Source organism: Streptomyces jumonjinensis (assembly GCF_009600885.1).
Lineage (GTDB): Bacteria > Actinomycetota > Actinomycetes > Streptomycetales > Streptomycetaceae > Streptomyces > Streptomyces jumonjinensis.
Genome location: NZ_VCLA01000140.1, coordinates 48760 through 74388, shown reverse-complemented (window position 1 = coordinate 74388; position 25629 = coordinate 48760). Strand labels below are relative to the sequence as shown.

General features: G+C 69.7%; 24 protein-coding genes, 2 tRNA genes and 1 pseudogene. 16 read left to right on the top strand and 11 right to left on the bottom strand.

Annotated elements, in window-relative coordinates:
• Window positions 1-70: 70 nt before the first annotated feature.
• A complete protein-coding gene (locus FF041_RS16960; protein ID WP_153523577.1) occupies window positions 71-559 on the top strand; it encodes a ribose-5-phosphate isomerase in 489 nt (162 codons plus the stop codon).
• A 409-nt stretch (window positions 560-968) separates the two neighbouring features.
• Window positions 969-1778 carry an Fpg/Nei family DNA glycosylase gene (locus FF041_RS16955; RefSeq protein ID WP_323391963.1) on the top strand — a complete coding sequence of 270 codons (810 nt, stop codon included), beginning with the start codon at window positions 969-971 and terminating at the stop codon, window positions 1776-1778.
• A gap of 58 nt (window positions 1779-1836) precedes the next feature.
• On the opposite strand, the gene FF041_RS16950 is transcribed toward FF041_RS16955, so the two are convergent.
• From FF041_RS16950 to FF041_RS16940, 3 genes are all read right to left on the bottom strand, one after another.
• Window positions 1837-2829, bottom strand: a complete 993-nt coding sequence (locus FF041_RS16950; protein WP_153523576.1) for a terpene synthase family protein — start codon at window positions 2827-2829, stop codon at window positions 1837-1839.
• The gene (locus FF041_RS16945) at window positions 2826-3857 is read right to left on the bottom strand and encodes a terpene synthase family protein (RefSeq protein WP_153523575.1); all 1032 of its coding nucleotides are present in this window, start codon (window positions 3855-3857) and stop codon (window positions 2826-2828) included. The genes FF041_RS16950 and FF041_RS16945 overlap by 4 nt, the downstream gene beginning before the upstream one ends.
• A gap of 248 nt (window positions 3858-4105) precedes the next feature.
• Window positions 4106-5335, bottom strand: a complete 1230-nt coding sequence (locus tag FF041_RS16940; protein ID WP_153523574.1) for a GNAT family N-acetyltransferase — start codon at window positions 5333-5335, stop codon at window positions 4106-4108.
• A gap of 211 nt (window positions 5336-5546) precedes the next feature.
• On the opposite strand from FF041_RS16940, the gene FF041_RS16935 reads away from it, so the two are divergent.
• From FF041_RS16935 to FF041_RS16925, 3 genes are all read left to right on the top strand, one after another.
• Entirely contained in the window at window positions 5547-6689 is a 1143-nt protein-coding gene (locus tag FF041_RS16935) for a PP2C family protein-serine/threonine phosphatase (protein WP_153523573.1), read from the top strand.
• A 243-nt stretch (window positions 6690-6932) separates the two neighbouring features.
• Window positions 6933-7841, top strand: coding sequence for a radical SAM/SPASM domain-containing protein (locus FF041_RS16930; protein WP_153523572.1), 909 nt, complete (start codon window positions 6933-6935; stop codon window positions 7839-7841).
• 19 nt (window positions 7842-7860) lie between these two features.
• Entirely contained in the window at window positions 7861-8655 is a 795-nt protein-coding gene (locus FF041_RS16925; protein ID WP_153523571.1) for a protein kinase, read from the top strand.
• A 165-nt stretch (window positions 8656-8820) separates the two neighbouring features.
• On the opposite strand, the gene FF041_RS16920 is transcribed toward FF041_RS16925, so the two are convergent.
• Window positions 8821-9522, bottom strand: coding sequence for a DUF998 domain-containing protein (locus FF041_RS16920; RefSeq protein WP_153523570.1), 702 nt, complete (start codon window positions 9520-9522; stop codon window positions 8821-8823).
• A gap of 178 nt (window positions 9523-9700) precedes the next feature.
• On the opposite strand from FF041_RS16920, the gene FF041_RS16915 reads away from it, so the two are divergent.
• Together FF041_RS16915 and FF041_RS16910 are read left to right on the top strand one after the other, a co-directional pair.
• Window positions 9701-10030: a YciI family protein gene (locus FF041_RS16915; protein ID WP_153523569.1), complete on the top strand. Its 330-nt coding sequence runs from the start codon at window positions 9701-9703 to the stop codon at window positions 10028-10030.
• The gene (locus FF041_RS16910) at window positions 10027-12000 is read left to right on the top strand and encodes a DUF6596 domain-containing protein (RefSeq protein ID WP_323391962.1); all 1974 of its coding nucleotides are present in this window, start codon (window positions 10027-10029) and stop codon (window positions 11998-12000) included. Before FF041_RS16915 ends, FF041_RS16910 begins: the two co-directional genes overlap by 4 nt.
• 165 nt (window positions 12001-12165) lie before the next feature.
• Here FF041_RS16910 and FF041_RS16905 read toward each other — a convergent pair.
• The 3 genes and pseudogenes from FF041_RS16905 to FF041_RS16895 all read right to left on the bottom strand — a co-directional run.
• A pseudogene (locus tag FF041_RS16905) lies at window positions 12166-12471 on the bottom strand (peptidase inhibitor family I36 protein); the annotation flags it as partial.
• A gap of 136 nt (window positions 12472-12607) precedes the next feature.
• Window positions 12608-12814, bottom strand: coding sequence for a DUF397 domain-containing protein (locus FF041_RS16900; protein ID WP_153523568.1), 207 nt, complete (start codon window positions 12812-12814; stop codon window positions 12608-12610).
• The gene (locus tag FF041_RS16895) at window positions 12774-13622 is read right to left on the bottom strand and encodes a helix-turn-helix domain-containing protein (RefSeq protein ID WP_323391961.1); all 849 of its coding nucleotides are present in this window, start codon (window positions 13620-13622) and stop codon (window positions 12774-12776) included. The genes FF041_RS16900 and FF041_RS16895 overlap by 41 nt, the downstream gene beginning before the upstream one ends.
• A gap of 157 nt (window positions 13623-13779) precedes the next feature.
• On the opposite strand from FF041_RS16895, the gene FF041_RS16890 reads away from it, so the two are divergent.
• Window positions 13780-14166, top strand: coding sequence for an ATP-binding protein (locus FF041_RS16890; protein ID WP_153523566.1), 387 nt, complete (start codon window positions 13780-13782; stop codon window positions 14164-14166).
• A 54-nt stretch (window positions 14167-14220) separates the two neighbouring features.
• Here the strand turns inward: FF041_RS16890 and FF041_RS16885 are convergent, their stop codons facing one another.
• A complete protein-coding gene (locus tag FF041_RS16885) occupies window positions 14221-15378 on the bottom strand; it encodes a cation:proton antiporter (RefSeq protein ID WP_153523565.1) in 1158 nt (385 codons plus the stop codon).
• 119 nt (window positions 15379-15497) lie between these two features.
• Between FF041_RS16885 and FF041_RS16880 the strand changes: the two genes are divergently transcribed.
• The gene (locus FF041_RS16880) at window positions 15498-15782 is read left to right on the top strand and encodes a DUF4158 domain-containing protein (protein WP_323391960.1); all 285 of its coding nucleotides are present in this window, start codon (window positions 15498-15500) and stop codon (window positions 15780-15782) included.
• Between the two features lie 115 nt (window positions 15783-15897).
• Here the strand turns inward: FF041_RS16880 and FF041_RS16875 are convergent, their stop codons facing one another.
• Window positions 15898-16185 carry a hypothetical protein gene (locus tag FF041_RS16875; protein ID WP_153523564.1) on the bottom strand — a complete coding sequence of 96 codons (288 nt, stop codon included), beginning with the start codon at window positions 16183-16185 and terminating at the stop codon, window positions 15898-15900.
• Between the two features lie 354 nt (window positions 16186-16539).
• On the opposite strand from FF041_RS16875, the gene FF041_RS16870 reads away from it, so the two are divergent.
• From FF041_RS16870 to FF041_RS16860, 3 genes are all read left to right on the top strand, one after another.
• Entirely contained in the window at window positions 16540-17364 is an 825-nt protein-coding gene (locus FF041_RS16870; protein WP_153523605.1) for an ABC transporter ATP-binding protein, read from the top strand.
• Window positions 17364-19832: an ABC transporter permease gene (locus tag FF041_RS16865; protein WP_153523563.1), complete on the top strand. Its 2469-nt coding sequence runs from the start codon at window positions 17364-17366 to the stop codon at window positions 19830-19832. The genes FF041_RS16870 and FF041_RS16865 overlap by 1 nt, the downstream gene beginning before the upstream one ends.
• 144 nt (window positions 19833-19976) lie before the next feature.
• Window positions 19977-20423 (top strand): HD domain-containing protein, encoded by a 447-nt coding sequence (locus FF041_RS16860; protein WP_153523562.1) that lies wholly within the window; start codon window positions 19977-19979, stop codon window positions 20421-20423.
• A gap of 3 nt (window positions 20424-20426) precedes the next feature.
• Here FF041_RS16860 and FF041_RS16855 read toward each other — a convergent pair whose 3' ends face one another.
• A complete protein-coding gene (locus tag FF041_RS16855; protein WP_153523561.1) occupies window positions 20427-21533 on the bottom strand; it encodes an acyltransferase family protein in 1107 nt (368 codons plus the stop codon).
• Between the two features lie 719 nt (window positions 21534-22252).
• On the opposite strand from FF041_RS16855, the gene FF041_RS16850 reads away from it, so the two are divergent.
• Entirely contained in the window at window positions 22253-22447 is a 195-nt protein-coding gene (locus FF041_RS16850; RefSeq protein ID WP_194292061.1) for a hypothetical protein, read from the top strand.
• A gap of 116 nt (window positions 22448-22563) precedes the next feature.
• Here FF041_RS16850 and FF041_RS16845 read toward each other — a convergent pair.
• Window positions 22564-22634, bottom strand: a tRNA-Gly gene (locus FF041_RS16845).
• A gap of 170 nt (window positions 22635-22804) precedes the next feature.
• Here FF041_RS16845 and FF041_RS16840 point away from each other — a divergent pair.
• From FF041_RS16840 to FF041_RS16830, 3 genes are all read left to right on the top strand, one after another.
• Window positions 22805-22881, top strand: a tRNA-Pro gene (locus tag FF041_RS16840).
• A 202-nt stretch (window positions 22882-23083) separates the two neighbouring features.
• Entirely contained in the window at window positions 23084-24490 is a 1407-nt protein-coding gene (gene tig / locus FF041_RS16835) for a trigger factor (protein ID WP_323391959.1), read from the top strand.
• Between the two features lie 387 nt (window positions 24491-24877).
• Window positions 24878-25480, top strand: a complete 603-nt coding sequence (locus tag FF041_RS16830) for an ATP-dependent Clp protease proteolytic subunit (protein ID WP_153483356.1) — start codon at window positions 24878-24880, stop codon at window positions 25478-25480.
• Window positions 25481-25629: the final 149 nt, after the last annotated feature.

Sequence of the window (25629 nt, the reverse complement as noted above, 5' to 3'; positions counted from 1 at the left end):
CCGAATCAACCGGGGTCAGGTCCTGACCCCGCTGACTGTTACCCGGCTGCTCCCGTGCCACACTCGGACCATGCGCGTGTACCTCGGTTCCGACCATGCCGGATACGAACTCAAGAACCACCTCGTCGAGTGGCTCAAGGCCCACGGCCACGACCCCGTCGACTGCGGCCCCCATGTCTATGACGCCCAGGACGACTACCCGCCGTTCTGCCTTCGCGCGGCGGAGCGCACGGCGGCGGACGCGGACAGCCTCGGCATCGTGATCGGCGGCTCGGGCAACGGCGAGCAGATCGCGGCGAACAAGGTCAAGGGCGTCCGTGCGGCGCTCGCGTGGAGCGAGCAGACGGCGGCGCTCGGCCGTGAGCACAACAACGCCAACGTCGTGGCCATCGGCGGCCGGATGCACTCGCTGGAGGAGTCCACGAAGTTCGTGGAGATCTTCCTCAGCACCCCGTACTCCGGCGAGGAGCGCCACACCCGCCGCATCGAGATGCTCACGGAGTACGAGACCACGGGCACCCTTCCCCCGATCCCGGCCCACCACCCCCAGCAGCCCTGACCCCGTCGCCCGCTCCTCAAACGAGGCAAATCCAGCTTCTTCGGCGGGTGAAACCCTGCCCTCCGGCGGAGCAAAAATCAGCCCCCCGGCGAGGCATATCCAGCCCCTCCGGCGTTTGAGGAGCGGGGTTCGGGGCAGCGCCCCGACAGGCGCCCGAGCAAAAACTCAGCCGCTCCGGCAGAGCGAAAATCAGCCCCTCCGGCGAGGCAAATCCAGCCCCTCCGGCGTTTGAGGAGCGGGGTTCGGGGCAGGGCCCCGACAGGCGCCCGAGCAAAAACTCAGCCGCTCCGGCAGAGCGAAAATCAGCCCCTCCGGCGATTGAGGAGCGGGGCTCGGGGCAGCGCCCCGACAAGCGCCCGAGCCGGCGGGCTCCCGAGCACCAGGCCCCCGCACAAAGAAGGACCCCCGCGTGCCCGAAGGCCACACCCTCCACCGCCTGGCCCAAGACCACCACGCCCACTTCCATGCGCGCCCGGTCCGCGTCAGCAGCCCGCAGGGCAAGTTCTCCGACTCCGCGGCCCTCCTCGACGGGCAGCTCATGACCTCCGCCGAGGCCCACGGCAAACACCTCTTCCTCGGCTTCGGCCCGCTCGGCTGGGTCCATGTCCACCTCGGCCTCTTCGGCAAGGTCGCCATCGGCGACGCCCCCGCGCCCCCGCCCACGGACACCGTGCGGCTGCGCCTGCTGACCCCCGAGTCGTACTCCGACCTCCGCGGCCCCACCGCCTGCGCCCTGATCACGGACGGCGAGAAGGCGGCGATACACGACCGCCTCGGCCCCGACCCGCTGCGCGCGGACGACGACCCGGGCCGGGCCTGGGAGCGGATCTCCCGCTCCCGTATGACGATCGCCGTGCTGCTGCTGGACCAGAAGATCATCGCGGGCGTGGGCAACGTCTACCGCGCCGAGGCGCTCTTCCGGCACGGCATCGACCCCTACCGCGCGGGCCGGGATCTCGCCCGCGCCGAGTGGGACGCGATCTGGGCGGATCTGGTGGAGCTGATGCGCGAGGGCGTACGGCACAACCGCATCGACACGGTCCGGCCCGAGCACACCCCCGAGGCGATGGGCCGTGCGCCGAGGGTCGACGACCACGGCGGCGAGGTCTACGTCTACCGCCGGGCCCACCAGCCCTGCCATCTCTGCGGCACGGAGATCCGCACGGCGGACCTCGCCGGCCGGAATCTCTTCTGGTGCCCCGTCTGCCAGCGCGGCTGAGCGGTCGCGTTCGGAAGCCCTCCGGGCGTATCTCCGGGCGTATCTCCTCCAACGGCCGTCAGGGCCTGTGGATGGGTTCGGGGATTCCACCGACTACGTAGCGGATCGAGGCTGAGTGGCTGTACCAGCGATCCATTCCGGTGATCTGGAGCTTGAGCCCGTGGACGTATTCTTCGGCCAGGTGCTGGTGTGGGCCGAAGTCGGGGAGATGGTCGCCGATGACGGCCATCTCGTCGGCGTAGGCGGTCATTCTGCGGATGGATTCCTGGATGGCCTCGCCCAGTGAGCAGCCTGTCTCGTGGCGGATGATGGTGACGATGTTGAACATCTCGGAAGGCCGGACGAGCTCTTTGCGGAGCGAGTACAGGTCGTTCTGGATGACTGTGAGGCGGCATTGCAGCATTCGTATGCGCTGGATCGCTCCATGTTCGAAGACATGGACGGGTAGCGCGGCGCCCATGCCCGGCTCCACCATGTCTCCGTAAGGCAGCATGCCGATGGAGTACCCGTGCACGAGCTCATGGATCTCCAGCGGCGGCGGCCCGGCGATCCGGCCTCGTTTGTACGGTTCCTCTGCCATGACGCCGTAGGTGAAGTATTCGTAGAGGGAGTGCGCAAGGCGTTCCAGCCAGAAGTAAGGCATGAACTCCTGGAATTCCTCCCGAACCAGGCCGAGAAAGCGGAGATAGCCGATCTCGTCCGGGCGTGGGTCCGCGCCCAGAAGGATGGCGCACGCTCTGTCCCGTGTGGCGGCGATCTCGTCTGCGGAGAGGAACTCGCAGTGGTCGTCGATGACGGTCAGCCATACAAGGAAGCGGCTCATGGGGCGTAGGTGTGTCTTGTCGGTGGTCGTGGGAGACATATACGCGGCACACTGCGCGAGCTGCTGCCGCCGGTACTTGGCCAGGTCCTCTTCGCGGTGGTGCGAGTAATAGGCGTCGTACCAGGCGGACTCGTCGTGGAAAGAGGGATCGTTCTCGTAGGGGCTGACCACGGTGGGGAACGGATAGATGAATTCGGGCAGGGAGAACTGCGGTTCCTTCTCCATCATTCTGCCTTCTGCTTGAGAGCGGAGTGCTCTGTCCGGTCCGGCCAGAGTGTGACGGTCCCTTGGCCGATCGGATGGTCGATGAAGTCCTGGGTGCCGTGGTAGCGGGGAGCGAATCTCGCTTGGGCGAGGTTGCCGGAGACGACGTATTCGAGCTTTTCGAGATACGCCAGTACGGGCGGAGAGGCGTCGGCGCGGAGAGTGGCCAGGGCTGCGGCCATTTCGTGTTCCCTGGCTGAGAGCAGGCGGACGAGTTCGTCCACCGCGTTCTGGAGGGAGGCGCCGGCGGCTGTCATGACACAGACGGCGTTCAAGTGGTCTCCGCCGAAGTGTTCCGCGCGGAAGGAGAAGAGGTCGTTGGCGAACAGGAGGTGTTCGGCGGAGAGCCAGTGCAGGCCGTCCAGCGCCTCCCGGGATTCGGCGTCCAGGTCGACGGCTGCCGCGTACTCCGTCAGGATGAAGTAGATCCAGGCTGCCAGGCTCTGCTGGATACGGAGCCGTACATAGCTCGGGAAGTCCGGCACGGTCTGGTCGGCTCTCGAAACCATCTCGGTGAAGCAGCCACGGGCGAAGTCCGTGAGGGCGGCGATCAGGCGGTCCCGCTGGCCGGGCGGCATCCGCAGGCCCATGCCGTCCCAGATCCCGTGGAGTGCCTGGCCGTACTCGGTGGAGGGCGGCTCACCCTTCAGGACCCCGAGGCAGTCGGCGAGTGACGACTTCGCCGTGCGCACGCCGGAGTCGGTGTGATCGAGGCACAGGTCGTCGAAGGCGAAGAGGAGGGAGGTCAGCCGGGACAGATCATGGAACCGCACCGGTTCGGTGGTGGGGAAGGTGGCAGCCGTCCACAGCGCACTGCGATGCGACAGGAACCGTTGACGGCCGGCGTTCGTCGCGAACGGGCAGCTCGTACGCAGCCATTGATCGTGGCGGCGTTCCAGCTCTGCCGCATGAGGGTGACGGCCGAAGGCGAGAAGCTGGGGTATCGGGGGCAGCCGGTATCGGGCTCCTGGGAAGAGGTGCATCAGCAGCATGCGCCTTTCGCCTAGCGGGTGACACGGCATCGATATCCGAGACCTCGCACGGCGACAAGCGGAGATGAGCGGTATGGCTTGCTGCCGCCGCACGCTGACTGAACCCGGCCTCTTGACCAGGGGCCGTCGGGCAGCTCCTCACCGGAGTCACGGATCACGGAACTGGACACCGGAGCCGGCCGCCCGAAGCGGCCGGCCCGCACCCGCCCGGTGCGCCCGAAGCGGCCGGCCCGCACCCGCCCAGCGGCTCAGATGTCGTGCGGCCCCCAGGGCGCCGTATCGCTCCCGAAGGCCACGGACGCCTCCGCCAGCGCGCCCCGGCGCAGCTCCCGCACCCGCCCGGCGGCGGCCAGCTCCGCCAGCGAGCTCCCGCCGAGGTAGACCGCGCCCAGCTCGCGTACGGACAGCGACAGATCCGCCGCGTCGGAGGTGCGCTCGCAGGACGCGCCCTTCGCGTCGCCGGTCAGCCGCCACCGGCCCTCGTTCCACGGGCAGAAGGCGTCCGCCACCTCCAGCACCACATCCACCGGAGTGCGGTACGTCCGCGCCTCCAGCGCCGCGCCGACCTCCACCAGCCGTACGTGGAGGCTGTCCTGCACCCGTACGTTGCAGCGCCGGATGTCGGAGATCAGGCTCTGCCAGGGGTCGTCGACCGGCCGGTTGCTCATGCTCACGACCGAGGTGAGGTCGATCGAGAGGACGTACCGGCAGAGCGCGGCGTACGACGCGGGGTCGTCCGCCTGGATGTCCTGAATCTCGACCCTGCCCTTGGGGCCCGCGTCCTCCCAGCCGGGACGGATGCGGAAGAGGGCGTATCCGGTGGTCCGCCCGTCCCGTTCGGCGAGCACGGTCTGAAGATGGGAGGTGCCCTGACGGTCCTCGGGCGCGTCCAGATACTGCAACCGGTCCCAGCCGGGCAGCCGGACGATCATCCCGGGCCGTACGGGGACCTGCCGGGCGTAGACGGGCTCGCACTCCGCCAGCGCGTCCTTCGCCGGGATCTTGCGTATCCGGACGGACTCCGTGCCCTCCGGGAGCTCCAGCCGCACCCGTGCCGTGTCGATGTCGGCCCTGATCAGGCTGGCGGCGGCGCCGTATCCGAACCGGCCGTAGATGACGGGCTCGGACGCCGTCAGCACGGCGAGCGGCTCGCCCCAGGCCCGGATGTCGTCGAGCTGGCGGCGCATCATCGAGGTGAGCACACCGCGCCGCCGATGGGTCGAGGAGACGCTGACCATCGTGACGCCCGCCATGGGCGCGAGACCGCCGCCGGGCACTGTCACCTGCATGCCGAAGGACCCCGCCGAGCCGACGCACTCCGCGCCGTCCCACGCGGCGAGCGAGCGGTCGAAATCGGTGATCTCGCGGATCAGAGCGGCCTTCTCGGGTGACTGGGGGATGCCCCCGAAGGCCAGCGTCAGCCCCTGGTACCACTCGTCCCATTCGGATGGCCGCAGAACTCTCAGCTCGATCGTCATATGCCATCAGTACCAGTGAACCGGGCACGGGGGCGACTGAAATACGGGCCGCCGGGCCAGGGGCGGACACCCGGGGCGGACACCCGGGGCCCCGGGCTGTCATATGCCATAACTATCGAGCTCTACAGCGACAGCGCGACCCGATTTCGAACGCATTGTCGCAGGGGTCCCCCTGCACGAAAGGGCGATGGGTCGATAAGGTCACACGACAATGGCTCATGGTGGTGTGGACTCGTTCAAGGCCCGGTTGCGCAAGGCGGTGCACCGGGCCCGCGTCGCGCTGCGCAAGTCCGCCGTCGACTACTTCCGGGGCGACGGCTCCGACACCCTCGCCCTCTCCGGGCTGCTGCTCACCGTCCCCGCCTTCACCTGGGGCACCATCAAGATCCCCGAGTGGATCTCGCCCGCCGCCCTCGTCCTGCCGATCGTGGCGGGCGCGCTGCTGCTCCGCCCGGCGAGCCTGCTCGGTCTGTACGCGGCCTGCGCCGCCGGACTGATCGTGGAGACCTTCGTCCTCGGCCCCTATACGGACGGCCCGGCCAGGGTCACCCCCGGAACCGTGCTGGTGGTCGCGGCCTGCGGATTCTTCGGCCTGCTGATCGCCCAGTTCCGGGCCCGGGTCGGCGTGCCCTGGCGGCGCGGCGGCACCATGCTCTTCGACCTGCGCGAACGCATCCGCGTCCAGAGCGCCCTGCCCCGCCTCCCCAAGGGCTGGCACCGGGAGATGGCCCTGCGCCCGGCGGGCGGCCAGTCCTTCTCCGGCGACTTCGTCGTGGCGGCCCGCACCAACGGGGGCCGCACCCTGGAAGTCGTCCTCACCGACGTGTCCGGCAAGGGCATGGACGCGGCTTCCCGCGCCCTGCTGCTGTCGGGAGCGTTCGGCGGGCTCCTGGGCTCACTGCCCCCGCACGGCTTTCTGCCCGCCGCCAACGGCTATCTGCTCCGCCAGGACTGGGACGAGGGCTTCGCCACCTCGATCCATCTGGTGCTGGACCTGGAGTCCGGCGACTACGAACTCCTCTCGGCGGGCCACCTCCCCGCCCTCCAGCTCAACGCGGGCACCGGCCGCTGGGAGGAGAAGAGCGGCGAGGGCCCGCTGCTCGGCGTCTACGACGGGGCCCAGTTCGACCCGGTCAAGGGCTCGCTGCGCCCCGGCGATGTGCTGATGCTCTTCACCGACGGCCTGGTGGAGACCCATGAACGGGACCTCGCGGAGGGCATGGACCGGCTGACCGGCGAGGCCGACCGCTATGTCCCCTCGGGTTTCGAGGGCGCGGCCTGGCATCTGATCGAAGCGGTGGCGAAGGACGTGAACGACGACCGGGCGCTGCTGCTGGTCTGCCGCGACGCCTAGCAGTGCTTCGTCACGGACTGTCCCGCGATTGTGCCCGCCGGCGTGAGGCCGGGGCCGGCCCGAAGTACGGGCTGGTCTCCGACCGCTCCGCTGAACACACCACCCGTCGTCGACCGAGCACTGAGCTTGTGCATGTCCGCCCAGCCATCCAGCGACGCCTTCTAGTCTGGATGTCCCCGAGGCCGGCTTCCAAAGGCCCCGGGGGCGTCAATCCCAGCTCCTGGACCAGCGAGGTGGAAGAGCATGACTGCACAGGCGCCGGAAGTCTTACGCACCAAGCGAGTTGAGGGCCTTCTCTGGCTCGACCTGACCCGGAAATGCCAGCTCAACTGTGACCACTGCTACAACGGCTCCGGCCCCGAGGGGGCCCACGGGACGTTGACGCGCGACAACTGGATCACGGTCGTCAACGAGGCTGCGGAGCGGGGCATCGCACGCGTCCAGCTCATCGGCGGCGAACCGACGCTCCACCCCGACGCCCTCACCCTGGCCCGCCACATCCTGAGCATCGGCTTGGAGCTGGAGGTGTTCACCAACCTGGTGCGCGTCACGGACGAGTGGTGGGAGATCTTCCAGTACAAGGCCACCACGCTGGCCACGTCGTACTACTCGGACCAGGCCGGCGAGCACGACGAGATCACCCGGAGGCCGAGCCACGCCCGCACCCGGAGCAACATCGTCAAGGCGCTGGGACTGGGCATCGAGCCCGTGGTCTCGATCATCGAGTGCGACGACGAGCAGCGCGTCAGCGAGACGCGTGCCGAACTCACCGGCCTGGGTGTGGAACGGATCAAGGTCGACCGCGTGCGGCCGTTCGGACGCGCCGCGTGCGGCAGTGGTCAGGCGACGGACCTCTCCGGGCTCTGCGGAAAGTGCGGTACGGACCGGGCGGCGGTCGGGCCCGACGGCAATGTGACGCCGTGCGTCTTCACCCCGTCCCTCGGGGTCGGGAACGTCCTCGACGGCGGCCTGGACAGTATCCTCGACGGTCCCGTCATGGGTGCTACGAAGTCTCTCATCCGCGAGTCCGTACGCATGGGCGACGGAGGGGACGGCGGTGATGATGACGGGGGCAACAAGTGCAATCCGGGAACCGTCCCCGAAGAGTGCAGCCCCGGCCATCCCGGCTCCAGTTGCACTCCGAGGAACTAGTCCGCAAGGAGCCTGACGTATGACCGAACGCCTCCCCGACTCCGACTTCGTGGACCTCGTACGGCCCTTCACGGGGTCCGTGGCGGAGATGCGGCCCACCGAACGCGGATTCATGTCCGATGTCCTGGTGCTGATCGACGGTGACCTCGGTCGCTTCTTCGTCAAGGGGGTCCGGAACCGGGCAGGGGGGCGACGGGATTCGCTCGTCCGTGAGCGGCTGATCAACGACTCCGTCCGATCAGTCTCGCCGCGCCTGTGCTGGCACACGGAGAACGACCGCTGGATGGCCCTGGGCTTTGAACAGGTGGAGGGACGGCCGGGCCGCTTCGAGCCGGGCTCCCCGGACCTCCCGGCCGTGCTGGACCTGCTCAGCAGGGTCCAGGAGATTCCCCTGCCCGCCCTGGTCGAGGACTGGCATGAGACACGGTGGGACGCCTTCGCGGCCGACGAGGCAGAAGCTCAACTGTTCCGGGGCGACAGCCTCATCCACGGAGACGTGGCACCCGGAAATTTCCTTGTCGGCGCGGAAGGCAGTTGGGCGGTCGACTGGTCCTGGCCGACGCGGGGCGCCGGCTTCATCGACCCGTCGTCACTGGTTCTCCAGCTCATCGCCGCCGGCCATACTCCGGAGGCGGCGGAAGATCTGGTGTCCCCATGCCCAGGCTGGGCGAAATCGGACCCCCAGGGCATCGACGCGTTCGCCAGGGCCAACCTCCGCATGTTCCGCCACCGCGCGGAGCGCTTCCCCGAGCAGACGTGGCTCCGCGCCATGGAAGCGACCGCGCAAGCCTGGGTTGACCACCGACGGGCGTAAGGGCGTGGCCGATGCCCGGTCGGCGAGGTCTTCGCGTCTGCTTTCGTTCGCCTAGGCCAGGGCGCTTGTGCCGGAGCCTGCCGGACGAGCACGCCCCGGAACGGGCTGGAACGAGCTGAGCAAGGCGCGAGGCCCGGGGCAGCGCCCCGGACCCCACCCCCTGCTTCACCGGGACCCGCGCCCCAGTCCTCCCCGGCGCACCTGCGCGCCCCAGGCGCACACCGTCGACAGCCACAGCATCGCCCCCATCACCCCGGCCGCCAGCGTCACCGTCCCCCAGGTCCCTCCGCTCATCGCCCACCCGTTGCCCAGCAGCAGCCCGGTCGCCGCGAGCCGTGAGAGCACGGCACGGCCCCGCTGACCCGCCCGGCTGAAGTGACGGCCGAGGACATAGTTCGCGGCGATCAGCGAGAGGAAGGCGATCGACCCGGCCGCCATGTGACCGATGCTCGCCCCGGAGAGCGTCTCCGGGGGCCCCGCCGGGGTGCCGGAGGGGAATCCGTCCGCCGGGTCCATCACGAACAGCCCGCCCGCGATGATCCCGATCCCGCCGGTCAGCGCCAGCCAGGGTGCCCAGGTCCCGCCGGGCGTCCCGCGCAGGGTCCGGCGCAGGCCCATCGCGCCGAGCGCCATCAGGGTTCCCGTGACGACGAAGTTGGCGATCTGGATCCAACCCGGTTCGCCGTTGCTCAGCGCGCTCAGCGGATGCCGGGTGATGTCGAAACCGTCCCGGGCGACGGCCTGCGTCAGCGCCACGACCGTCCACACCGGTGCGGCGGCGGCCCCGGCCCGGAGCAGGGTGCGAGTGGAGAGCACGGGGGCGGCGGTGGCGGCGTGGGCGGCGGGGGACTGCTGAAGCGCGGTCATGTCGGCTGGCCTCTCAGGAGGTGTCGATCGGGGTATCGATCGGGGTGTCGATCTTGGTTCTCGCTGACGCGTCGAGCGGGCCATGTGACAGGTAATGCCGCCATTACCTGTCACATAAGCTGACCGACGCGGAGGCAGCAGCACAACGTCACCACGCAACCGAAGGAGCACCATCCCGATGCGCTACCTGATGATGACCAAGGCGTCCGAGACCCAGAGCGCCCCCGACGAGAAGCTCATGGCCGAGATGGGCCGGTTCGTGGAGGAGCTGACCGCCGCCGGAGTCCTGCTCGCCACCGGCGGACTGGACCCCGCCGGAATCCGGCTGGTCTCCTCCGGCGACGAGATCACCGTCACCGACGGCCCCTTCGCCGAAGCCAAGGAGGCCGTCGCGGGCTTCGCCCTGGTCGAGGTCCGCTCCCGGGAGGAGGCCATCGAGCTGGGCCGCCGCTTCCGCGGCATCGTCGGCGACGGCGAGAGCGTGATGCAGCAGGTCTTCGGACCGTGACCCGGGGAGACGCGCACCGCACGATCGACGCCGTCTGGAAGCTGGAGTCCGCCAGGATCATCGGCGGGCTCACCCGGATGGTGCACGACGTCGGCCTGGCCGAGGAACTCGCCCAGGACGCTCTCGTCTCCGCGCTCGAACAGTGGCCCCGGTCAGGCGTCCCGGACAATCCGGGCGCTTGGCTGATGGCCATCGCCAAACGGCGCGCGGTCGACCACATCCGCCGCGCCCAGCGCCTCGAACACAAGCAGGAACAGCTCGCCCGCGAGCAGGAGCACGCCCCCGAGCCTTCCGGACATCCCGAACAGGACGACGTCCTGAGGCTGATGTTCATCTCCTGCCACCCCGTCCTGCCGACCGGCTCCCGCGTCGCCCTCACCCTCCGCCTCATCGGCGGACTGACGGCCGCCGAGATCGCCCGCGCGTTCCTCGACACCGAGACGGCGACCGCCCGCCTCATCGCCGACGCCAAACGCCGCCTCGCCGAAGCACGGGTCCCCTTCGAACTCCCCGAGGGCGACCGGCTCGCCGAACGCGTCTCCTCCGTCCTGGAGGTCGTCTACCTCATCTTCAACGAGGGGTACTCCGCCACCTCCGGCGACGATCTGCTCCGCCCCGGCCTCACCCTCGAAGCCCTCCGCCTCGGGCGGCTGCTCGCCGCGCTCGCCCCGGACGAGCCCGAAGTGCACGGCCTGGTCGCCCTGATGGAGATCCAGGAGTCCCGCTCCGCCGCCCGCACCGGCCCCCACGGCGAACCCGTCCAGCTCCATGAGCAGAACCGGGGCCGCTGGGACCAGCTCCTCATCCGCCGTGGCTTCACCGCCATGCTCCGCGCCCGCGACCTCGGTGGTCCCCCCGGCCCCTACGTCCTCCAGGCCGCCATCGCCATCACCCACGCCCAGGCCCGCACCGCCGAGGACACCGACTGGGGGCAGATCGCGGCGCTGTACGGGGCGCTGGTCCGGCTGCTGCCCACCCCCGTCGTACGCCTCAACCGCGCCGTCGCCACCGGCATGGCGGACGGCCCCGGGGCCGGTCTCGCCCAGCTCGACGCGCTCAACGCCGATCCCGCGCTCCGGGACTACCATCTGCTCCCGGCGGCCCGTGGAGACCTGCTGGCCCGCCTCGGCCGCTCCGCCGAGGCCCGGCTGGAGTTCGACCGCGCCGCCTCCCTCACCCGGAACGCCGCCGAACGCGCCTTCCTCCTCCGCCGCGCCGACGCCGTCGCAGACACCCTCGCCGACGCGGCGGCCACGGCGTCGGGCCCCACCCTCGCCGAAGCCGCCGAACGCTTCCTCGCCCAGGACGGCCTGGACGCCGCCACGACCAGGGCGTACGGCCAGACGCTGCGCCGTCTCCGGCTGGCCCTGGGCGACCGGCTGCCGCTGGCCCGGCTCTCCGCCGACGACGTGACGCGCGTCTTCACCACGGCCTGGGGCGGGACCGCGCCCGCCACCTGGAACCGGCACCGGTCGGCCGTCCGCTCCTTCGGCGGCTGGGCGGGCCTGGACGGTCTCACCTCCGGCCTGGCCCGCCGGACCGACCGCCGCCCCCGCCCCGAACCCATCGGACCGGCCGCGCTGGACGCCCTCTGGAGCCGCACCGACCTGCCGGTGCGCGAACAGACCTTCTGGCGGCTCCTCCACGAGTCCGGAGCCCCCGTGAAGGCGGTGCTCGCCCTGAACGCCGAGGATCTTGATCTGGACGACCGCCGGGCCCGCTCGGGCGCCGGCTGGATCACCTGGCGCTCCGGGACTGCCCGCCTGCTGCCCCAGCTGCTCGCGGGCCGCACCCGGGGCCCGCTCTTCCTCACCGACCGCCGCCCGGGACCGGCCCGTACCCCCGCCGCGTCGGACCTCGATCCGGAGACGGGCCGCAGCCGCCTCTCCTACGAACGCGCGGAGTACCTCTTCAAACAGGCCACCGGGTCCTGCACCCTGCGCCAGCTCCGGAGCCGGAACCGGACATGACACCGCCCCGCCGGGTTCGGCGGGGCGGTGAGCGGAGCTACGCGACGGGGTGGGCGGCGCGGCCCCGGCGGGCTGCCCGCATTCGACGGACGACGCGGTGTCGTTCTCGTACGCCAGCACATTCACGCGGTAGCGGTCGTACATGGCGTGCGCGTCGCCGCCCTGGTAGGCGTCCGACCACCAGACGCAGGTCTGGCCGGTGTCGTTGGACCACGACGACATCGTGTCGTTGAAGCCGTAGTCCCCGAGCCATCCGGCGTAGGTGTTCGGGGAGAGGGCGATCCCGCCTCCGCTGTAGTTGTAATCCCGGTACAGGCAGAGACTGTCCGCCGGACAGTCCGAGCCCGAGAAGTGGGTGACCGACGCGGCCTTCACGGCGGCTTCCGGCACCGCCGGCCCGGCGACCGCCGGAGCGGCTGCCAGCCCAGCGGCCAGGGTCAGAGCGGCGGTGAAGAGGGCGATACGGCGCATGGCGTTCTCCTTCGGCCATCATGGTTACGCCGCCGGGAACTCCCGGCGCGGGGTGATCCACAACCCGCCCCACGAGCTACCCGCCCCCTCCACCGCCATCCTCCGCCGTGCCCTCGTTCACCCAAATGGGGTGGGGTTACGCCAGGGTGTCCCGGGCGGCGGCCCGGGTGAACGCCGCGAAGGCGGCGGCGTCGACCGTGAAGGCCCCGCCTTCGGGGTTCTTCGAGTCCCGCACGGCGACGGCAGCGGTGCAGGCGGCGACCTCGACGCACTGGCCGCCGGTGCTGCCGCTGTACGACGACTTACGCCACCGTGCGCCCGTCGGAATCTGGGTGGTCTTCATAACGCTCCTCCATTACGCGGGCGATCAGTGCCGCCGAGTCCTCCACGGAGAGAGCGGCGGCCTGAAGGTGATCGTAACGGAGTGAACCCTCCCTGACCGCCTCGGGATTGGCCGTCATATGCCCCTGGACGAAGTCCTCGGTATAGACGATGTCGGGGTCGTCCTCGAACCGCAGAACGTTGAACGAGCCCTCCGTTCCTGAGTGCGCGCCGATCTCGAAGGGCAGGATCTGGAGCTGGACCCACTTCTGGTTCCGCAGGCTCAACAGATGGTCCAGTTGATGGCGCATCACCGCCTTGCCGCCGATCTCCTGATGGAGTACGGCCTCGCTCAGCACCACCCACATCGCGGGCGGGTTCGACTTCTCCAGTATCCGCTGCCGCTCCATCCGGGCCGCTACCTGAGCGTCGAGGTCGTCCTCGGTCCGTACGCCGAGGAGGGCCCGTGCGTACTCCTCGGTTTGGAGCAGCCCGTCCACCAACTGCACCTGGAATGAGGAGATGTATGCGGCCTTCGCCTCCATCTCCGCGTACGGCTGGAACCAGGAGGGCAGCTGACTCCGCAGCACCAGCCCGACCAGCCGCGAGAACATCCCATCCGCGCCCAGTGCAACGTCGATTCGCTCGGAGAAGTCGCGCGTCGGCACTTTTTTCGCGGTCTCGATCTGCCCGATCAGGGACCCCGTACAGAAGATGCAATCGCCTAGCTTCTGCTGACTGAGCTTGGCGGCTTCCCGCTTTCTCCGCAGCTCAGAGCCGTAGTAGTCGAGTGGGGAGGCGCTCGGATCGAGGTCTCGGAGGTTCTTCACGACGGCCTTCCTCCAACGGTTCGCAGCGTTACGAGCTGGATGGTGGCCAAGAGTAATCACTAGACCGCACTCTGGTGGGGAAAAGTAGAGAACTAACCGTGCCGCACCGGGAGTTATCGTGCACTTGAACGACCAGACGTCCGCCGCCAGCTATCGGATGAGCTTTACTGTGGGTGACCATTCGGCCCGTCACCTGCGGCGGATCATCCGCGCTTATCTGAATCTCTGGTCGCTGGACGAGCTGGTCGACGCTGCGGAGCTGGCGCTGACGGAGCTGCTCGCGAACGTTGTCCGCCATGTGCCCGACCGGCGCTGCGCGCTGTTGCTGATGCGGCTGCCGTGGGGCGTACGGGTGGAGGTGACCGATGAGTGGCACCAGCTGCCCGCGACCCCGGCCCCGGCCGAGCCGTACCGGCTGGAGGAGGGCGGGCGGGGGCTGTTGCTGGTGGAGGCGGTGGCCGACCGCTGGGGGGTGGTGCCGCTCTCGCCGCGCGGGAAGACGGTGTGGTTCGAGTGCGAGGCGAAGAAGCCGGCGCACGTGTGAGGGACGCGGTGTGCGGACGCCCGCCCCCTCGGAGGAGGGCGGGCGTCCGGCGCGTCAGAGCCGTACGGGCCGGGGCTCGTTCGAGGGCAGTACGCGCGCCAGCAGCTGCGAGCGCCCGGCGACCAGGGGGCCGAGGACCGCCAGCAGCAGGACGTACCCCGCGATGAACGGGGAGAGCCGCTCGTCGAGACCGGCAGCCGCCGCCATGGTGGCGAGGATCAGCGCGAACTCGCCGCGTGCGAGGAGCGTGGTGGAGATGTTCGCGGCGGGGCCGGGCCCGAAGTCGTAGATCCGGGCGGCTGCCAGGCCCGCCAGGACGTTCATCGCGAGCGTCACGGCGACGGCGGCGAGAACCGGCCAGAGCACGGTGGGCAGATCGCCGGGGTCGATGGAGAGGCCGAACCCGAAGAAGAAGATCGCGCCGAAGGCGTCCCGGAGCGGGTGGACGAGCTTCCGGATGCGTTCGCCCGATGTGGTGCTGCCCAGCATCAGGCCGACCATGAACGCGCCGATGGCGTCCGCGACTCCGAACCACTCCGAGACTCCGGCCAGGAAGACGGCCGCACCCAGGAAGGAGATGACGAGGAGTTCGTCGTCGGGGGTGTTGATGAGCCGTCCGATGACCTTGGTGCCGAAGCGGGCCGCGAGGGCGAGCAGCAGCAGGAAGCCGAAGGCTTTTCCGGCGTCCATGACGGCCGTGGAAAGGCTGTCCGCGCCGGAGAGGATGGGCTGGAGGGCGGCGAGATAGAGCGCGAGGAAGACGTCTTCCACGACGATGATGCCGAGGATCGGCTTGGTCTCGGGGTTCCCGATGCGGCCGAGGTCGACCAGGACCTTGGTCACGATCGCGGAGGAGGAGATCCCGAGCACTCCGGCGAGTACCAGCGCCTCCGAGACCCCCCAGCCGAGGGCGAAGCCGAAGCCGAGCCCGGCCCCGACGTTCAGCAGCAGATAGGCCCCTCCGGCGAGGGCCATCCGACGGCCGCCGGTCTTCAGATCGTCGAGATGGAACTCCAGCCCCAGATAGAAGAGGAGCAGGACCAGCCCGAGGGCGCTGAGCATCTCCAGATCGTGCGGGTCGGAGAGCAGCACGATGCCGGGGGTGTGGGGGCCGAGAAGGATTCCGGCCAGGATGAACAGGGGGATGGTCGGCAGACCTATCCGTCCGCCGAGGCGTGCGAGCAGGGCGGCGGCGAGAAATGCGCCGCCCATGGCGATGAGGGTGTCCGCGTGTCCGATGGGCTCGTCCTCTCCGGGTTGGGGTCAAGAGGGCGTTAAGAAACCGTCAGTAATTAGTTTACCAAATGATTGACGCTTGCAACTATATAGGCGTGCAACAAGCGCGCGGGCGGCATCGGGAGGCGGTGCAGGCCAAGCGGCGTGCGCACAACCGGCGCGGGTTCGCGGTCCAGCCGACGGGCGTGCGGTACCCGGGCCGGCTCATGGCGGACGCGCGGGAGGTGCTGGCGGAGGTCGCCGGGTATCCGGCGGAGCAGTGGGAGATTGCGGACCCGTCGTGTCCGAAGAAGTACGGGGAGCGGGACGGGACGGCTCGTACGCACGCCGGGGAGATCCAGGAGGCCCGGGGCTGGCGGGACTTCGCCGAGGAGGCGTGACTGCGTTTCGGGCGACCAGCACCGCCGGGCTGTCTCGACGGTGCTGTTTCGCCGGTTCTACGCTCGTAGGAGCGGCTGCCCGAGCGCTCCGAGGCTCACTCGAATTGGAAAGGGATCACACGGCATCCATGCCCCCCACCGGCTGAAACAGGGAAGGCTGCCAGACAAAGTCCACCGGCTGGTAAAAGCCGGTACGCAAGAGCGCGTAGGCGCGGGCGAGTTCCGCCAACTGCGCAGACGCCTGGCCAGGGAAGTGCTCCGCGACGTGCTGGGCCTCGGCACCGATGGCGGCCAGGAGCTTGTCGCGGGCGTCGGCGGCGGCGGGCGCGAGCGGCGGCACGGTGATCGGCGCCGGGCCTCGGCTGTTGACGGTGGCCTGTTCCGCTGTCGTGCTGTCTGTCATTTCTCTCCCAGAGGCTTTGATACAGCTGAGTGCTGCTGCCTGGACAGCCTGTCCAGGCAGCAGCACTCTCATGCGGCGTTCAAACCGGGCACCTCTGTACGGCCCTTCAGCGCCGGCTGCCGCCGGGGCGAGCAGGCTGGTGACCTCGGCGATCGCCTCCGGAGAGGTGTGATCGGAGCTGCCCCCTTCCAAGGAGCCGGACCCGTCCCCCACCCCGCCCCGGGGGGTCCCCCCTGGGCCGGGGTGGGGTTCTCCCCACCCCCGATCCGCCAGCAGCCGCCATGGCTGAACCACCCCCGTTCTCCGTAGGTTCAACAGCGTTGACCTGCACAGTTACGGAATACGGAGATCATGATGGGGCTGCGGCGCAGCAAGCGGCAGGACGTTCAGGACATACGGACGGCAGGTGCGTCCGGGGGGTCCAGGGGTCTCGCGGCGGTCGAGCTCCGTGATGTGCGCCGTCAGTACGGGAAGGGCGGGGGCGCGGTGCACGCGCTGCGCGGCATCGATCTCGTACTGCCGCGCGGCAGCTTCACCGCCGTGATGGGGCCCTCCGGCTCGGGCAAGTCCACCTTTCTCCAGTGCGCGGCCGGGCTCGACCGGCCGACCTCCGGGGCCGTGTCCCTCGGCGGGACCGACATCACCGGGATGAAGGAGAACCAGCTGACGGTGTTGCGCCGTACCCGGCTCGGGTTCGTCTTCCAGGCGTTCAATCTGCTGCCGTCGCTGACCGTCGAGCAGAATGTGCTGCTGCCGATGCGGCTCGCGGGCAAGCGGCCCGACCGGCGGCGCGCTCATGAGGTGCTCTCGCAGGTCGGGCTCGGGGACAAGGGCGGACGCAGGCCCGCCGAGCTGTCGGGCGGTCAGCAGCAGCGGGTGGCGCTGGCGCGGGCCCTGGTCACCCGGCCGGATGTGATCTTCGCCGACGAGCCCACGGGCGCGCTGGACACCACGACCGCCGCCGAGGTGCTTGAGCTGCTGCGGTCGGCGGTGGACGGACTGGGCGCGACGGTCGTCATGGTCACCCATGACCCGGTCGCCGCCTCCTGGGCCGACCGGGTGCTCTTCCTCGCGGACGGGTCGATCGCCGACAGCCTCACAGCGGCGGCGCCGGAGCAGATCGCCGACCGGATGCGCACGCTGACCGCGCGCACCTCCTACGCGGGAGCGGCTGCCTGATGTTCCATCCCAATGGGCTGGCCCGCGCGGCCATCCGTTTCAAGCCGTCGTCCTTCGTCGGGACCTTTGTCGCCCTGCTGATGATGGCGGCCATCGTCTCCGCCTGCGGAATCATGCTGGAGTCCGGAATCCGGGCCTCCGCGCCCCCGCAGCGCTATGCGAACGCGCCAGTCGTGATCGAGGCCGACCAGACCTCGCATCTGATGGTCGGCAGCGATGAGGGGCGGTACGACGCCGGCGCCGAGGTGCCGGACCGGGCGTGGCTGGACCACGCGCTGGTGAAGAAGACGGCGGCGGTGGACGGCGTCGCGGCGGCCATCGCGGACGTCAGCTACCCCGTGCGGCCCGCCGGGGACGGCGGGGACGGCGGGTCGCCGCTGACGGCGTACGGCTGGGGGTCGACGGCCTTCACGGGCACCGAGCTCACCTCCGGTTCCGCACCCCGCGCGGGTGAGGCGGTGCTCGGCGGCGGGGCCCGGATCGGCGACCGGATCGCGCTGGAGACCCCGGGCGGCAAGCGTGAGTTCACCGTCTCGGGGCTGACCGGCGGCGCGGGCGCGGTCTGGTTCACGGACGCGGAGGCCGTGGCCCTCTCCGGACACCCGGGGAAAATCGACGCGATCGCGGTGCTGACGGAGCCCGGGACGGCCACGGGCACGGTGAAGGACCGGCTGACCGAGGTCCTCGGCAGCGGACACGACAAGCCGAAGGCACGGACCGGGGACGCGCGGGCCGTCATCGAGGACTCCGGGATCACCATGGCGAAGGAGACGCTCGGCGGGATCGGCGGCTCCTTCGGCGGCATCGCCGCCATGGTCGCGGTCTTCACGGCAGCCGGGACGGTGGCCCTCTCGGTCGGACTGCGGCGGCGCGAGTTCGCCCTGCTGCGGGCGATCGGCGCGACCCCGCGCCAGGTACGGCGCTCGATCGCGACCGAGGCACTGCTGGTCGCGCCGCTCGCCGGGGCGCTGGGCTGTGTGCCCGGAGCGGCGCTGGCCGTCTGGTGGTTCGGGCAGCTGGAGGAGAAGGGCGCGATCCCGGAGGCGGTCGATCTGACCGTGTCCTGGCTGCCGCCGGCCGTCGCGGTCGGGGCCGCGCTGGTGACCGCGCTCTTCGCCGGATTCATGGCCGCGCGCAAGCCGTCGCGGATCAAGCCGGGGCAGGCGCTGGCGGACGCCTCGGTCGAACCCGTCGGCTTCGGCTGGATCCGTACGCCCCTGGGGGTCGCTGCGGTGATCGGCGGGCTGGTGCTGTCGGGGGTCGCCGCGGAGACCGGCGGGGACGACGCGGCGAACGCGGCGCTCGGCGTGGTGATGCTCTTCATGCTCGCGGTCGCGCTGCTCGGGCCGCTGGTCGCCAGGGCGTGCGCGGAACTCTTCGGGCTGCCGCTGCGGGCGGCGGGCGCGGCGGCGTCGCTGGCGGTCGCCAACTCGCGGACCAACGCCCGGCGGCTGGCCTCCGCGATCACCCCGATCGTGCTGGCGATGGCGTTCTCGTCGGTGCTGCTGTTCCTTCAGACCAGCACCGACCGGGTGACGGAGCGCCAGCAGCGGGACGGGATCACCGCCGACCATGTGGTGACGGGCCGGGACGGGCTGCTGCCGCTGGACGCGGCCGAGCGGGCGTCACGGACGCCGGGGGTCTCGGCGGCGGTCTCCCTGCTCCGTACCTCCGTACTGGTCAAGTCGGAGGGCGTGGAGGACATGATGGTGTACGCCTCGGCGCAGGGGATCGGCGGCCGGGCGGCGGATCTGCCGAAGGTGCAGAACCTGGACGTACGGGAGGGATCGCTCAAGGGCCTCGCGCCGGGCAAGGTCGCGATCGACGCGGCGCTCGCGAAGTCGGCGGAGGTGTCGGTGGGGGAGCGGCTGGGGTTCCGGCTGCCGGACGGGAAGAAGTCGTCGGCCGAGGTGATCGCGCTCTACGGACGCGGCCTGGGGCTCGCCCAGGTGACGCTCCCGGAGCAGTCACTGGCCGGGCACGTCACCGCTCCGTACCCGGGTGACCTGCTGGTACGGGCGGACCGGGAGGCGGCCGAATCGCTGAACGCGCTGGGCACGGTCCACGACCGGGACGGGTTCGCGGCGACGCGGAGCCTGGACCGTGAGATCGGCGCCTGGGCGAACACGGTCATGGCGGCGATCCTCGGCGGATTCGCGGCGGTGGCGGCGGCGAACACGCTGGTGATGACGGTGCTGGACCGGCGGCGCGAGCTGGGGATGCTGCGGCTGATCGGGTCGACGCGCCGTCAGGTGATGGGGATGATCCGCTGGGAGGCCCTGCTCGTCACCGTCGCCGGGGTCGTGCTGGGGACGGCCATCGCGCTGGCGACGCTGATCCCGATGACGAAGGGCATGACGGGAGAGGCTCCCTACATCCCGCCGGTGCTGTACGGGTCGCTGGTGGCGGCGACCCTGGGACTGGGCCTGGTGGCCACCGGCCTCCCGGCGCGCGCGGCACTGCGCTGAGCCGAGCCGAGCCGAGCTATAGGGGACCCATGGGGCCCGCAGGTCCTACGGGGCCTGCGGGCCCTGTGGGTTCTACGGGATCTGTGGGTCCCATGGGCCCCACGGGTTCTGCGGGTTCCACGGGGCGGTCGTACAGTCGGAGACATGTCACAGGTGCTCACCCTGGCCGAGGTCGAGTCGATCGCCCGGCACGCCCACTCCGGGCAGACCGATAAATCCGGCCGCCCCTACACCGAGCATCTCGCCGCCGTCGCGGACGGGGTCGCCGCCCGGGGCGGCAGCGACGAGCAGATCGCCGCCGGATGGCTCCACGACGCGGTGGAGGACCATGTCCTCTCCCTGGAGTGGCTCCAGACCGCCCCGCTCGCCCAGTCCGTCAAGGACATGGTCCTCGCCCTCACCAGAGGCGAGGACGAGGCCCTGGAGTCCTACACCCGGCGCATTCTCGCCACACCGGGCGCGCTGCTCGTCAAAGAGGCCGACCTCGCGAGCAACAGCGACCCGGCGCGGCTCGCCGCCCTCGACGAGGAGACCCGGGGACGGCTGACCGCGAAGTACGCCAGGACCCGGACGCTGCTGGGGCTGTCCTGACAGCTAGCGCGGCGGCCCGGGCTCGGAGGCGTCCCGGCGGAACGCCCACCGCATCTCCGGCTCGGTGGCCCAGCGCAGCGCCCGCCGCACCGGGGGAGTGCAGAACAGGGTCACCATGACCGCCGTCACCACGGTGACGAGGATCTCGCCGGACGGGTCGCTCAACCAGGCGTACGTCTCGAAGACACCCGCGTACTCCGTGGCCTGGAGCGGCACCCCGTGCAGCAGATACCCGCAGATCGTGCCGAGCCCCAGCGCCGTGAACCAGGTTCTGCGGCGCGGCACCCACGCCAGGAACGCGCCGGTGAGCAGCGCCCCGAAGCCGAAGAGGGTGAGAGTCATCACCATCCCGGTCCACCAGGGCATGTCCAGCTCCTGGGCGCTGGAGTTCCGGTAGAACCACTCCAGGGTCACGTGGGGGGCGATCCAGTACGCGAGGGCGAGCGTGCCCGCGAAGACCGGCACCGCCAGCAGCCGCGCCTCTCTCCGCCGTACCAGCCGGAAATGCTCGGGTCTCAGGACCAGCCCCAGCACGAAGAACGGCAGGAACTGGAGGACCCGCTGAAGGTTCAGATCGTCCCCGATGTCCGGGGTCACCGACGCCAGCGCGGCGATCACGATCGAGACCGGCAGCGGATGGCGTATCTGCCGCCAGATCGGGGTCGTCAGCCGCCAGATGAAGAGCGCGGCCAGGAACCAGGTCAGGTAATAGGGGTCGAGCAGGCTGATCTGCTGCTCGGGCGCGTCGTCGGCGTACCGGTGGAAGAGCGAGTAGAAGATCTCGAAGACGACATAGGGGACGGCTATCCCCGTCACCAGGCGTCTGACCTGGTGCGGCTTCCCGGTGTAACCACGGGAGAAGTAGCCGGAGATGACGATGAACGCCGGCATATGGAAGGTGTAGACGACGAGATACAGCGCTCTGGTGACGCTGTTCCCGTCCATGACGGGTTCCCAGGCGTGGGCTATCGCGACGAGCACGATCGCGACGTACTTCGCGTTGTCGAAGAACGGGTCCCGCCCGGCGGGGCCTGCCGCGCCCGCCTCTGTCATCCGCTCTGTCGTCCGCGCGGGCAGCGGTGACGCTCTTACGGCCGTCTTCGTTGTCATGGGCACTGCCTCCGGGCTCTTGGGGCCAGCACGGTCGACGCTGTCCTGGCGGTCCTCTCGGCGGCGGCGGGCTCCCGGGCTTCAGGGCCTGGCCGATGGATCTTGCTGGGCTCGCGTGCCCTGGCACCGCACCTCGCCGCGTTGTCGTCAGTCGCCAATGCTCCGCAGTGGCTCCCTCCTCCGCCTTGCGATGCACGGCACCAGACCCCGCTCCCTGATCCAGCCTGATCCATCGGCCAGGCCCTAGGTCCCGGGGCCCTGCGATATCCATGCGGAGCGTGGAACATTCGAAGCACCTTAGTCGCGGATATTGGAATTCGTAAAACCGCTCCGCATGCTCCCCCGGGAATCTAAAGAATGCATAAGCTGCCCAGTATGCCCAAGTTAATCCACCTTAAACAGGGCATATCGGCACGATTAGTTAAGCCTGTGAATTACCTGTGCGACCGGGGTTCGAACTTCCGGTGACCGCTCTGTGTCCGCATGGCGACGATCGAGCCGAATTTCTTTCCGTATTCACCTCGCGGGGCCGCCGCTGTGACGGGCGGCCCTGCGGCGATGGCGGTCGCCGCCGGGCGGATGGCGTGATTCCGCCCCAGACGATCTGTCAGCAGGCCGCATGGAACGCGTCGTTGGTGGCACGATGTTCCTCAGGCGGGGGAGTGCAGTGCCGCATGTCCCCGGCCGGCGAGACGGACCGACCGAGGGTGTGATCAGTTGTGGCCATTTCACTGTCTGTGGTGCTGCTGTTGGGAATCATCCTCGTCATCATGATTCGCTCCGGGCAGATCAAGGGCGGCCCGTCCATCGTCCCGATACTGTTCGGCTTCTTCCTCGCGTCGTCGGGCATGGCCCCGTCCATCGAGAGGTTCCTCAACTCGATAGCGGAGACGATCAACGACATCAGCTTCTGAGCTCATGGTGAAGGCCGACCGGATCACGTCCGGTCGGCCTTCGTCATGCAAGGGCTATACGGGAAACGCCTCGGGCCCGGCCGGAGCGAGTCCGGCCGGGCCCGAGGCCAAGCGAGAGCGGGCGACGGGAATCGAACCCGCGTAGCTAGTTTGGAAGACTAGGGCTCTACCATTGAGCTACGCCCGCAAGCACCGCAGGTCAGAACGGCTGTCGCCGACCGCGGTACGAAGAGCATCGTAGCGGGTCCCGGGCGGGAATCGCACACCCCATTCGGCCGCCACGGGGGCGACGGACCGTGGCCCCCGTAATCCGGCAGCCGACCGGTCGGCGAACATGTACCCTACGTGTCGCACCGACGGGGTGTGGCGCAGCTTGGTAGCGCGTCCGCTTTGGGAGCGGAAGGTCGTCGGTTCGAATCCGGCCACCCCGACCACGATCCACCATCGCCCCTCGCAAGATCGCATTGTGGGGCTCATCCTGCGTGCGGCTACTATGCAGACTGCGTGCCCGTGTGTCCGAAGATGAGTCCGACCGAGTGAGACGACTGAGACGACGATCCGGGCCGATCAGCTGAGCCGCTGCCTGTGCGGCGGATGCGGCAGAACCCCAGAATCAGCCATCAAGGAGACCGAACCGTGAAGAGCGCCGTGGAGACCCTGAACCCGACCCGGGTTCGGCTCACTGTCGAGGTGCCCTTCGAGGAGCTCAAGGACAGCCTCGACGCGGCGTACAAGAAGATCAACCAGCAGGTCACGGTCAAGGGCTTCCGTAAGGGCAAGATCCCTGCCCGGGTCATCGACCAGCGGTTCGGCCGTGGTGCGGTGCTGGAGGAGGCCGTCAACGACGCGCTTCCGAAGTTCTACACCGCGGCGGTCAACGAGGCGGAGATCAACCCCCTCGGCCAGCCCGAGGTCGACATCACCGAGCTGAAGGACGGCGAGACGCTGAACTTCACCGCCGAGGTCGACATCCGCCCGGTCATCGAGATCCCGGACTACTCCGGCATCGAGGTCACCGTGGACGCGATCGAGGTCAGCGACGAGGACGTCGAGAAGGCCGTGCAGGAGCTGCGCGAGCGCTTCGCCACCACCACCCCGGTCGAGCGCGCCGCCGAGGACGCCGACGTCGTCACCATCGACCTTGAGGCCAAGGTCGACGGCGAGGTCCTGGAGGACGGCGTCGCCGAGGGCGTCTCGTACACCATCGGCTCCGGCGAGCTGCTCGACGGCATCGACGACGCCGTGAAGGGCCTGGAGGCCGGTGGCGAGGCCACCTTCACCTCCCAGCTCAAGGGCGGCTCCGCCGAGGGCAAGGACGCCGAGGTCACCGTGAAGGTCACCGCCGTCGCCAAGCGTGAGCTTCCCGAGCTGGACGACGACTTCGCTCAGCTCGCGAGCGAGTTCGACACGCTGGAGGAGCTGAAGGCGGACAGCCTCAAGCGCCTGACCAACATGAAGCAGTACGACCAGGCCACGCAGGCTCAGGAGCGCGTGCTGGAAGAGCTGCTGAAGATCACCGAGGTCCCGATCCCCGAGAAGCTTCTCGAGGACGAGATCAACACCCGCACCCACAACCTTGAGCACCACCAGCTCGGGCAGATGGGCATCGACCTCGCGAAGTACCTGGAGATCCAGGGCAAGACCGAGGAAGAGTTCAAGGCGGAGACCGAGGAAGCCGCGGTCAAGGGCATCAAGACCCAGTTCGTCCTGGACGAGCTCGTCAACAAGGAGAAGCTCAACGTCAACCAGGAGGAGCTCACCGAGCACCTCATGCGGCGTGCGGCCTCCTCCGGCATGAGCCCGGACCAGTTCGCCCAGGCCGTCGTCGAGGGCAACCAGGTGCCGATGCTCGTGGGTGAGGTCGCTCGCGGCAAGGCGCTCGCGCTGGTCGTCGAGTCCGTGAAGGTCGTCGACACCAACGGTGAGACGGTCGACCTGGACGACGAGGACGAGACCGAGACCACCGAGGCCGCCGCCGAGACGGCCGAGGCCGTCACCGGTGAGACCGAGGTCGAGGAGAAGGGCGAGAAGTCGGGGGCCTGAGCCCCCGCCTGACCGCTCGCACTCAGTAAGCCGCCACAGGGCCCGGACGCACCCGCGTCCGGGCCCTGTGCCGTACCCGGGGCCCGTCCCTCACGCACAGGGCCGGGAGCCGCCCGCAGGGCCTTCCCGGGCGCGGGCGCACCCGCCCCGAGGGCCGCCCCCGCACCCCGGTGCATTCCGCTCGACCCGGGTCGCGTACCTTGCGCTCCGAGCGAACAGTTCGGGAACCGGGATGGCGTTGTCCGACCTGCGCGTTAGGGTCCATGAATACGAGGGCAGGGGAGTACCCGGGCCCCAGCCCCGGGGAGTACGAAGGACCCCGGCGCCAAAGACGCTGAGACGGCTGGCAGCCGTCAGAGACGAGCAGGTGGATACGTGACGAATCCGATGCCTTACGCCGCCGGTGAGCCGTCCCTCGGTGGACTCGGCGACCAGGTCTACAGCCGACTGCTCGGAGAGCGCATCATCTTCCTCGGCCAGCAGGTCGACGACGACATCGCCAACAAGATCACCGCGCAGATGCTGCTTCTCGCCGCGGACCCCGAGAAGGACATCTACCTCTACATCAACAGCCCCGGCGGCTCGGTGACGGCAGGCATGGCGGTCTACGACACCATGCAGTACATCCCGAACGACGTGGTGACCATCGGCATGGGCATGTCGGCCTCGATGGGTCAGTTCCTGCTGACCGGCGGCGCGGCCGGCAAGCGCTTCGCGCTGCCGCACACCGACATCCTCATGCACCAGGGCTCGGCCGGACTCGGCGGCACCGCCTCCGACATCAAGATCCAGGCCGAGTACCTGCTGCGTACCAAGCGCCGCATGGCGGAGATCACCGCCCACCATTCGGGCCAGACCGTCGAGACGATCATCCGCGACGGTGACCGCGACCGCTGGTTCACCGCCGATGAGGCCAAGGAGTACGGCCTCATCGACGAGATCATCACCGCCGCTTCGGGCGTTCCGGGCGGCGGCGGCACCGGAGCCTGAGCCGCCCGCCGGGGCCCTTCCCGTACGCGCGCCGTCCCGCGGCGCGGCCCGTACCCGAAGCGCCCCGGACGCCGGCAGCGCCACTCCAGCCACCCCGGTTCGCGAATTCGCCCGCGAAACGATACGCAGAACGCCATCAGGACGGTGAA

Coding starts and splice junctions, on each gene's coding strand:
- FF041_RS16960 (WP_153523577.1), top strand. CDS start 71: ATGCGCGTGTACCTCGGTTCCGACCATGCCGGATACGAACTCAAGAAC.
- FF041_RS16950 (WP_153523576.1), bottom strand. CDS start 2,829: ATGATGGAGAAGGAACCGCAGTTCTCCCTGCCCGAATTCATCTATCCG.
- FF041_RS16945 (WP_153523575.1), bottom strand. CDS start 3,857: ATGCTGCTGATGCACCTCTTCCCAGGAGCCCGATACCGGCTGCCCCCG.
- FF041_RS16940 (WP_153523574.1), bottom strand. CDS start 5,335: ATGACGATCGAGCTGAGAGTTCTGCGGCCATCCGAATGGGACGAGTGG.
- FF041_RS16935 (WP_153523573.1), top strand. CDS start 5,547: ATGGCTCATGGTGGTGTGGACTCGTTCAAGGCCCGGTTGCGCAAGGCG.
- FF041_RS16930 (WP_153523572.1), top strand. CDS start 6,933: ATGACTGCACAGGCGCCGGAAGTCTTACGCACCAAGCGAGTTGAGGGC.
- FF041_RS16925 (WP_153523571.1), top strand. CDS start 7,861: ATGACCGAACGCCTCCCCGACTCCGACTTCGTGGACCTCGTACGGCCC.
- FF041_RS16920 (WP_153523570.1), bottom strand. CDS start 9,522: ATGACCGCGCTTCAGCAGTCCCCCGCCGCCCACGCCGCCACCGCCGCC.
- FF041_RS16915 (WP_153523569.1), top strand. CDS start 9,701: ATGCGCTACCTGATGATGACCAAGGCGTCCGAGACCCAGAGCGCCCCC.
- FF041_RS16900 (WP_153523568.1), bottom strand. CDS start 12,814: ATGAAGACCACCCAGATTCCGACGGGCGCACGGTGGCGTAAGTCGTCG.
- FF041_RS16890 (WP_153523566.1), top strand. CDS start 13,780: ATGAGCTTTACTGTGGGTGACCATTCGGCCCGTCACCTGCGGCGGATC.
- FF041_RS16885 (WP_153523565.1), bottom strand. CDS start 15,378: ATGGGCGGCGCATTTCTCGCCGCCGCCCTGCTCGCACGCCTCGGCGGA.
- FF041_RS16875 (WP_153523564.1), bottom strand. CDS start 16,185: ATGACAGACAGCACGACAGCGGAACAGGCCACCGTCAACAGCCGAGGC.
- FF041_RS16870 (WP_153523605.1), top strand. CDS start 16,540: ATGGGGCTGCGGCGCAGCAAGCGGCAGGACGTTCAGGACATACGGACG.
- FF041_RS16865 (WP_153523563.1), top strand. CDS start 17,364: ATGTTCCATCCCAATGGGCTGGCCCGCGCGGCCATCCGTTTCAAGCCG.
- FF041_RS16860 (WP_153523562.1), top strand. CDS start 19,977: ATGTCACAGGTGCTCACCCTGGCCGAGGTCGAGTCGATCGCCCGGCAC.
- FF041_RS16855 (WP_153523561.1), bottom strand. CDS start 21,533: ATGACAACGAAGACGGCCGTAAGAGCGTCACCGCTGCCCGCGCGGACG.
- FF041_RS16830 (WP_153483356.1), top strand. CDS start 24,878: ATGCCTTACGCCGCCGGTGAGCCGTCCCTCGGTGGACTCGGCGACCAG.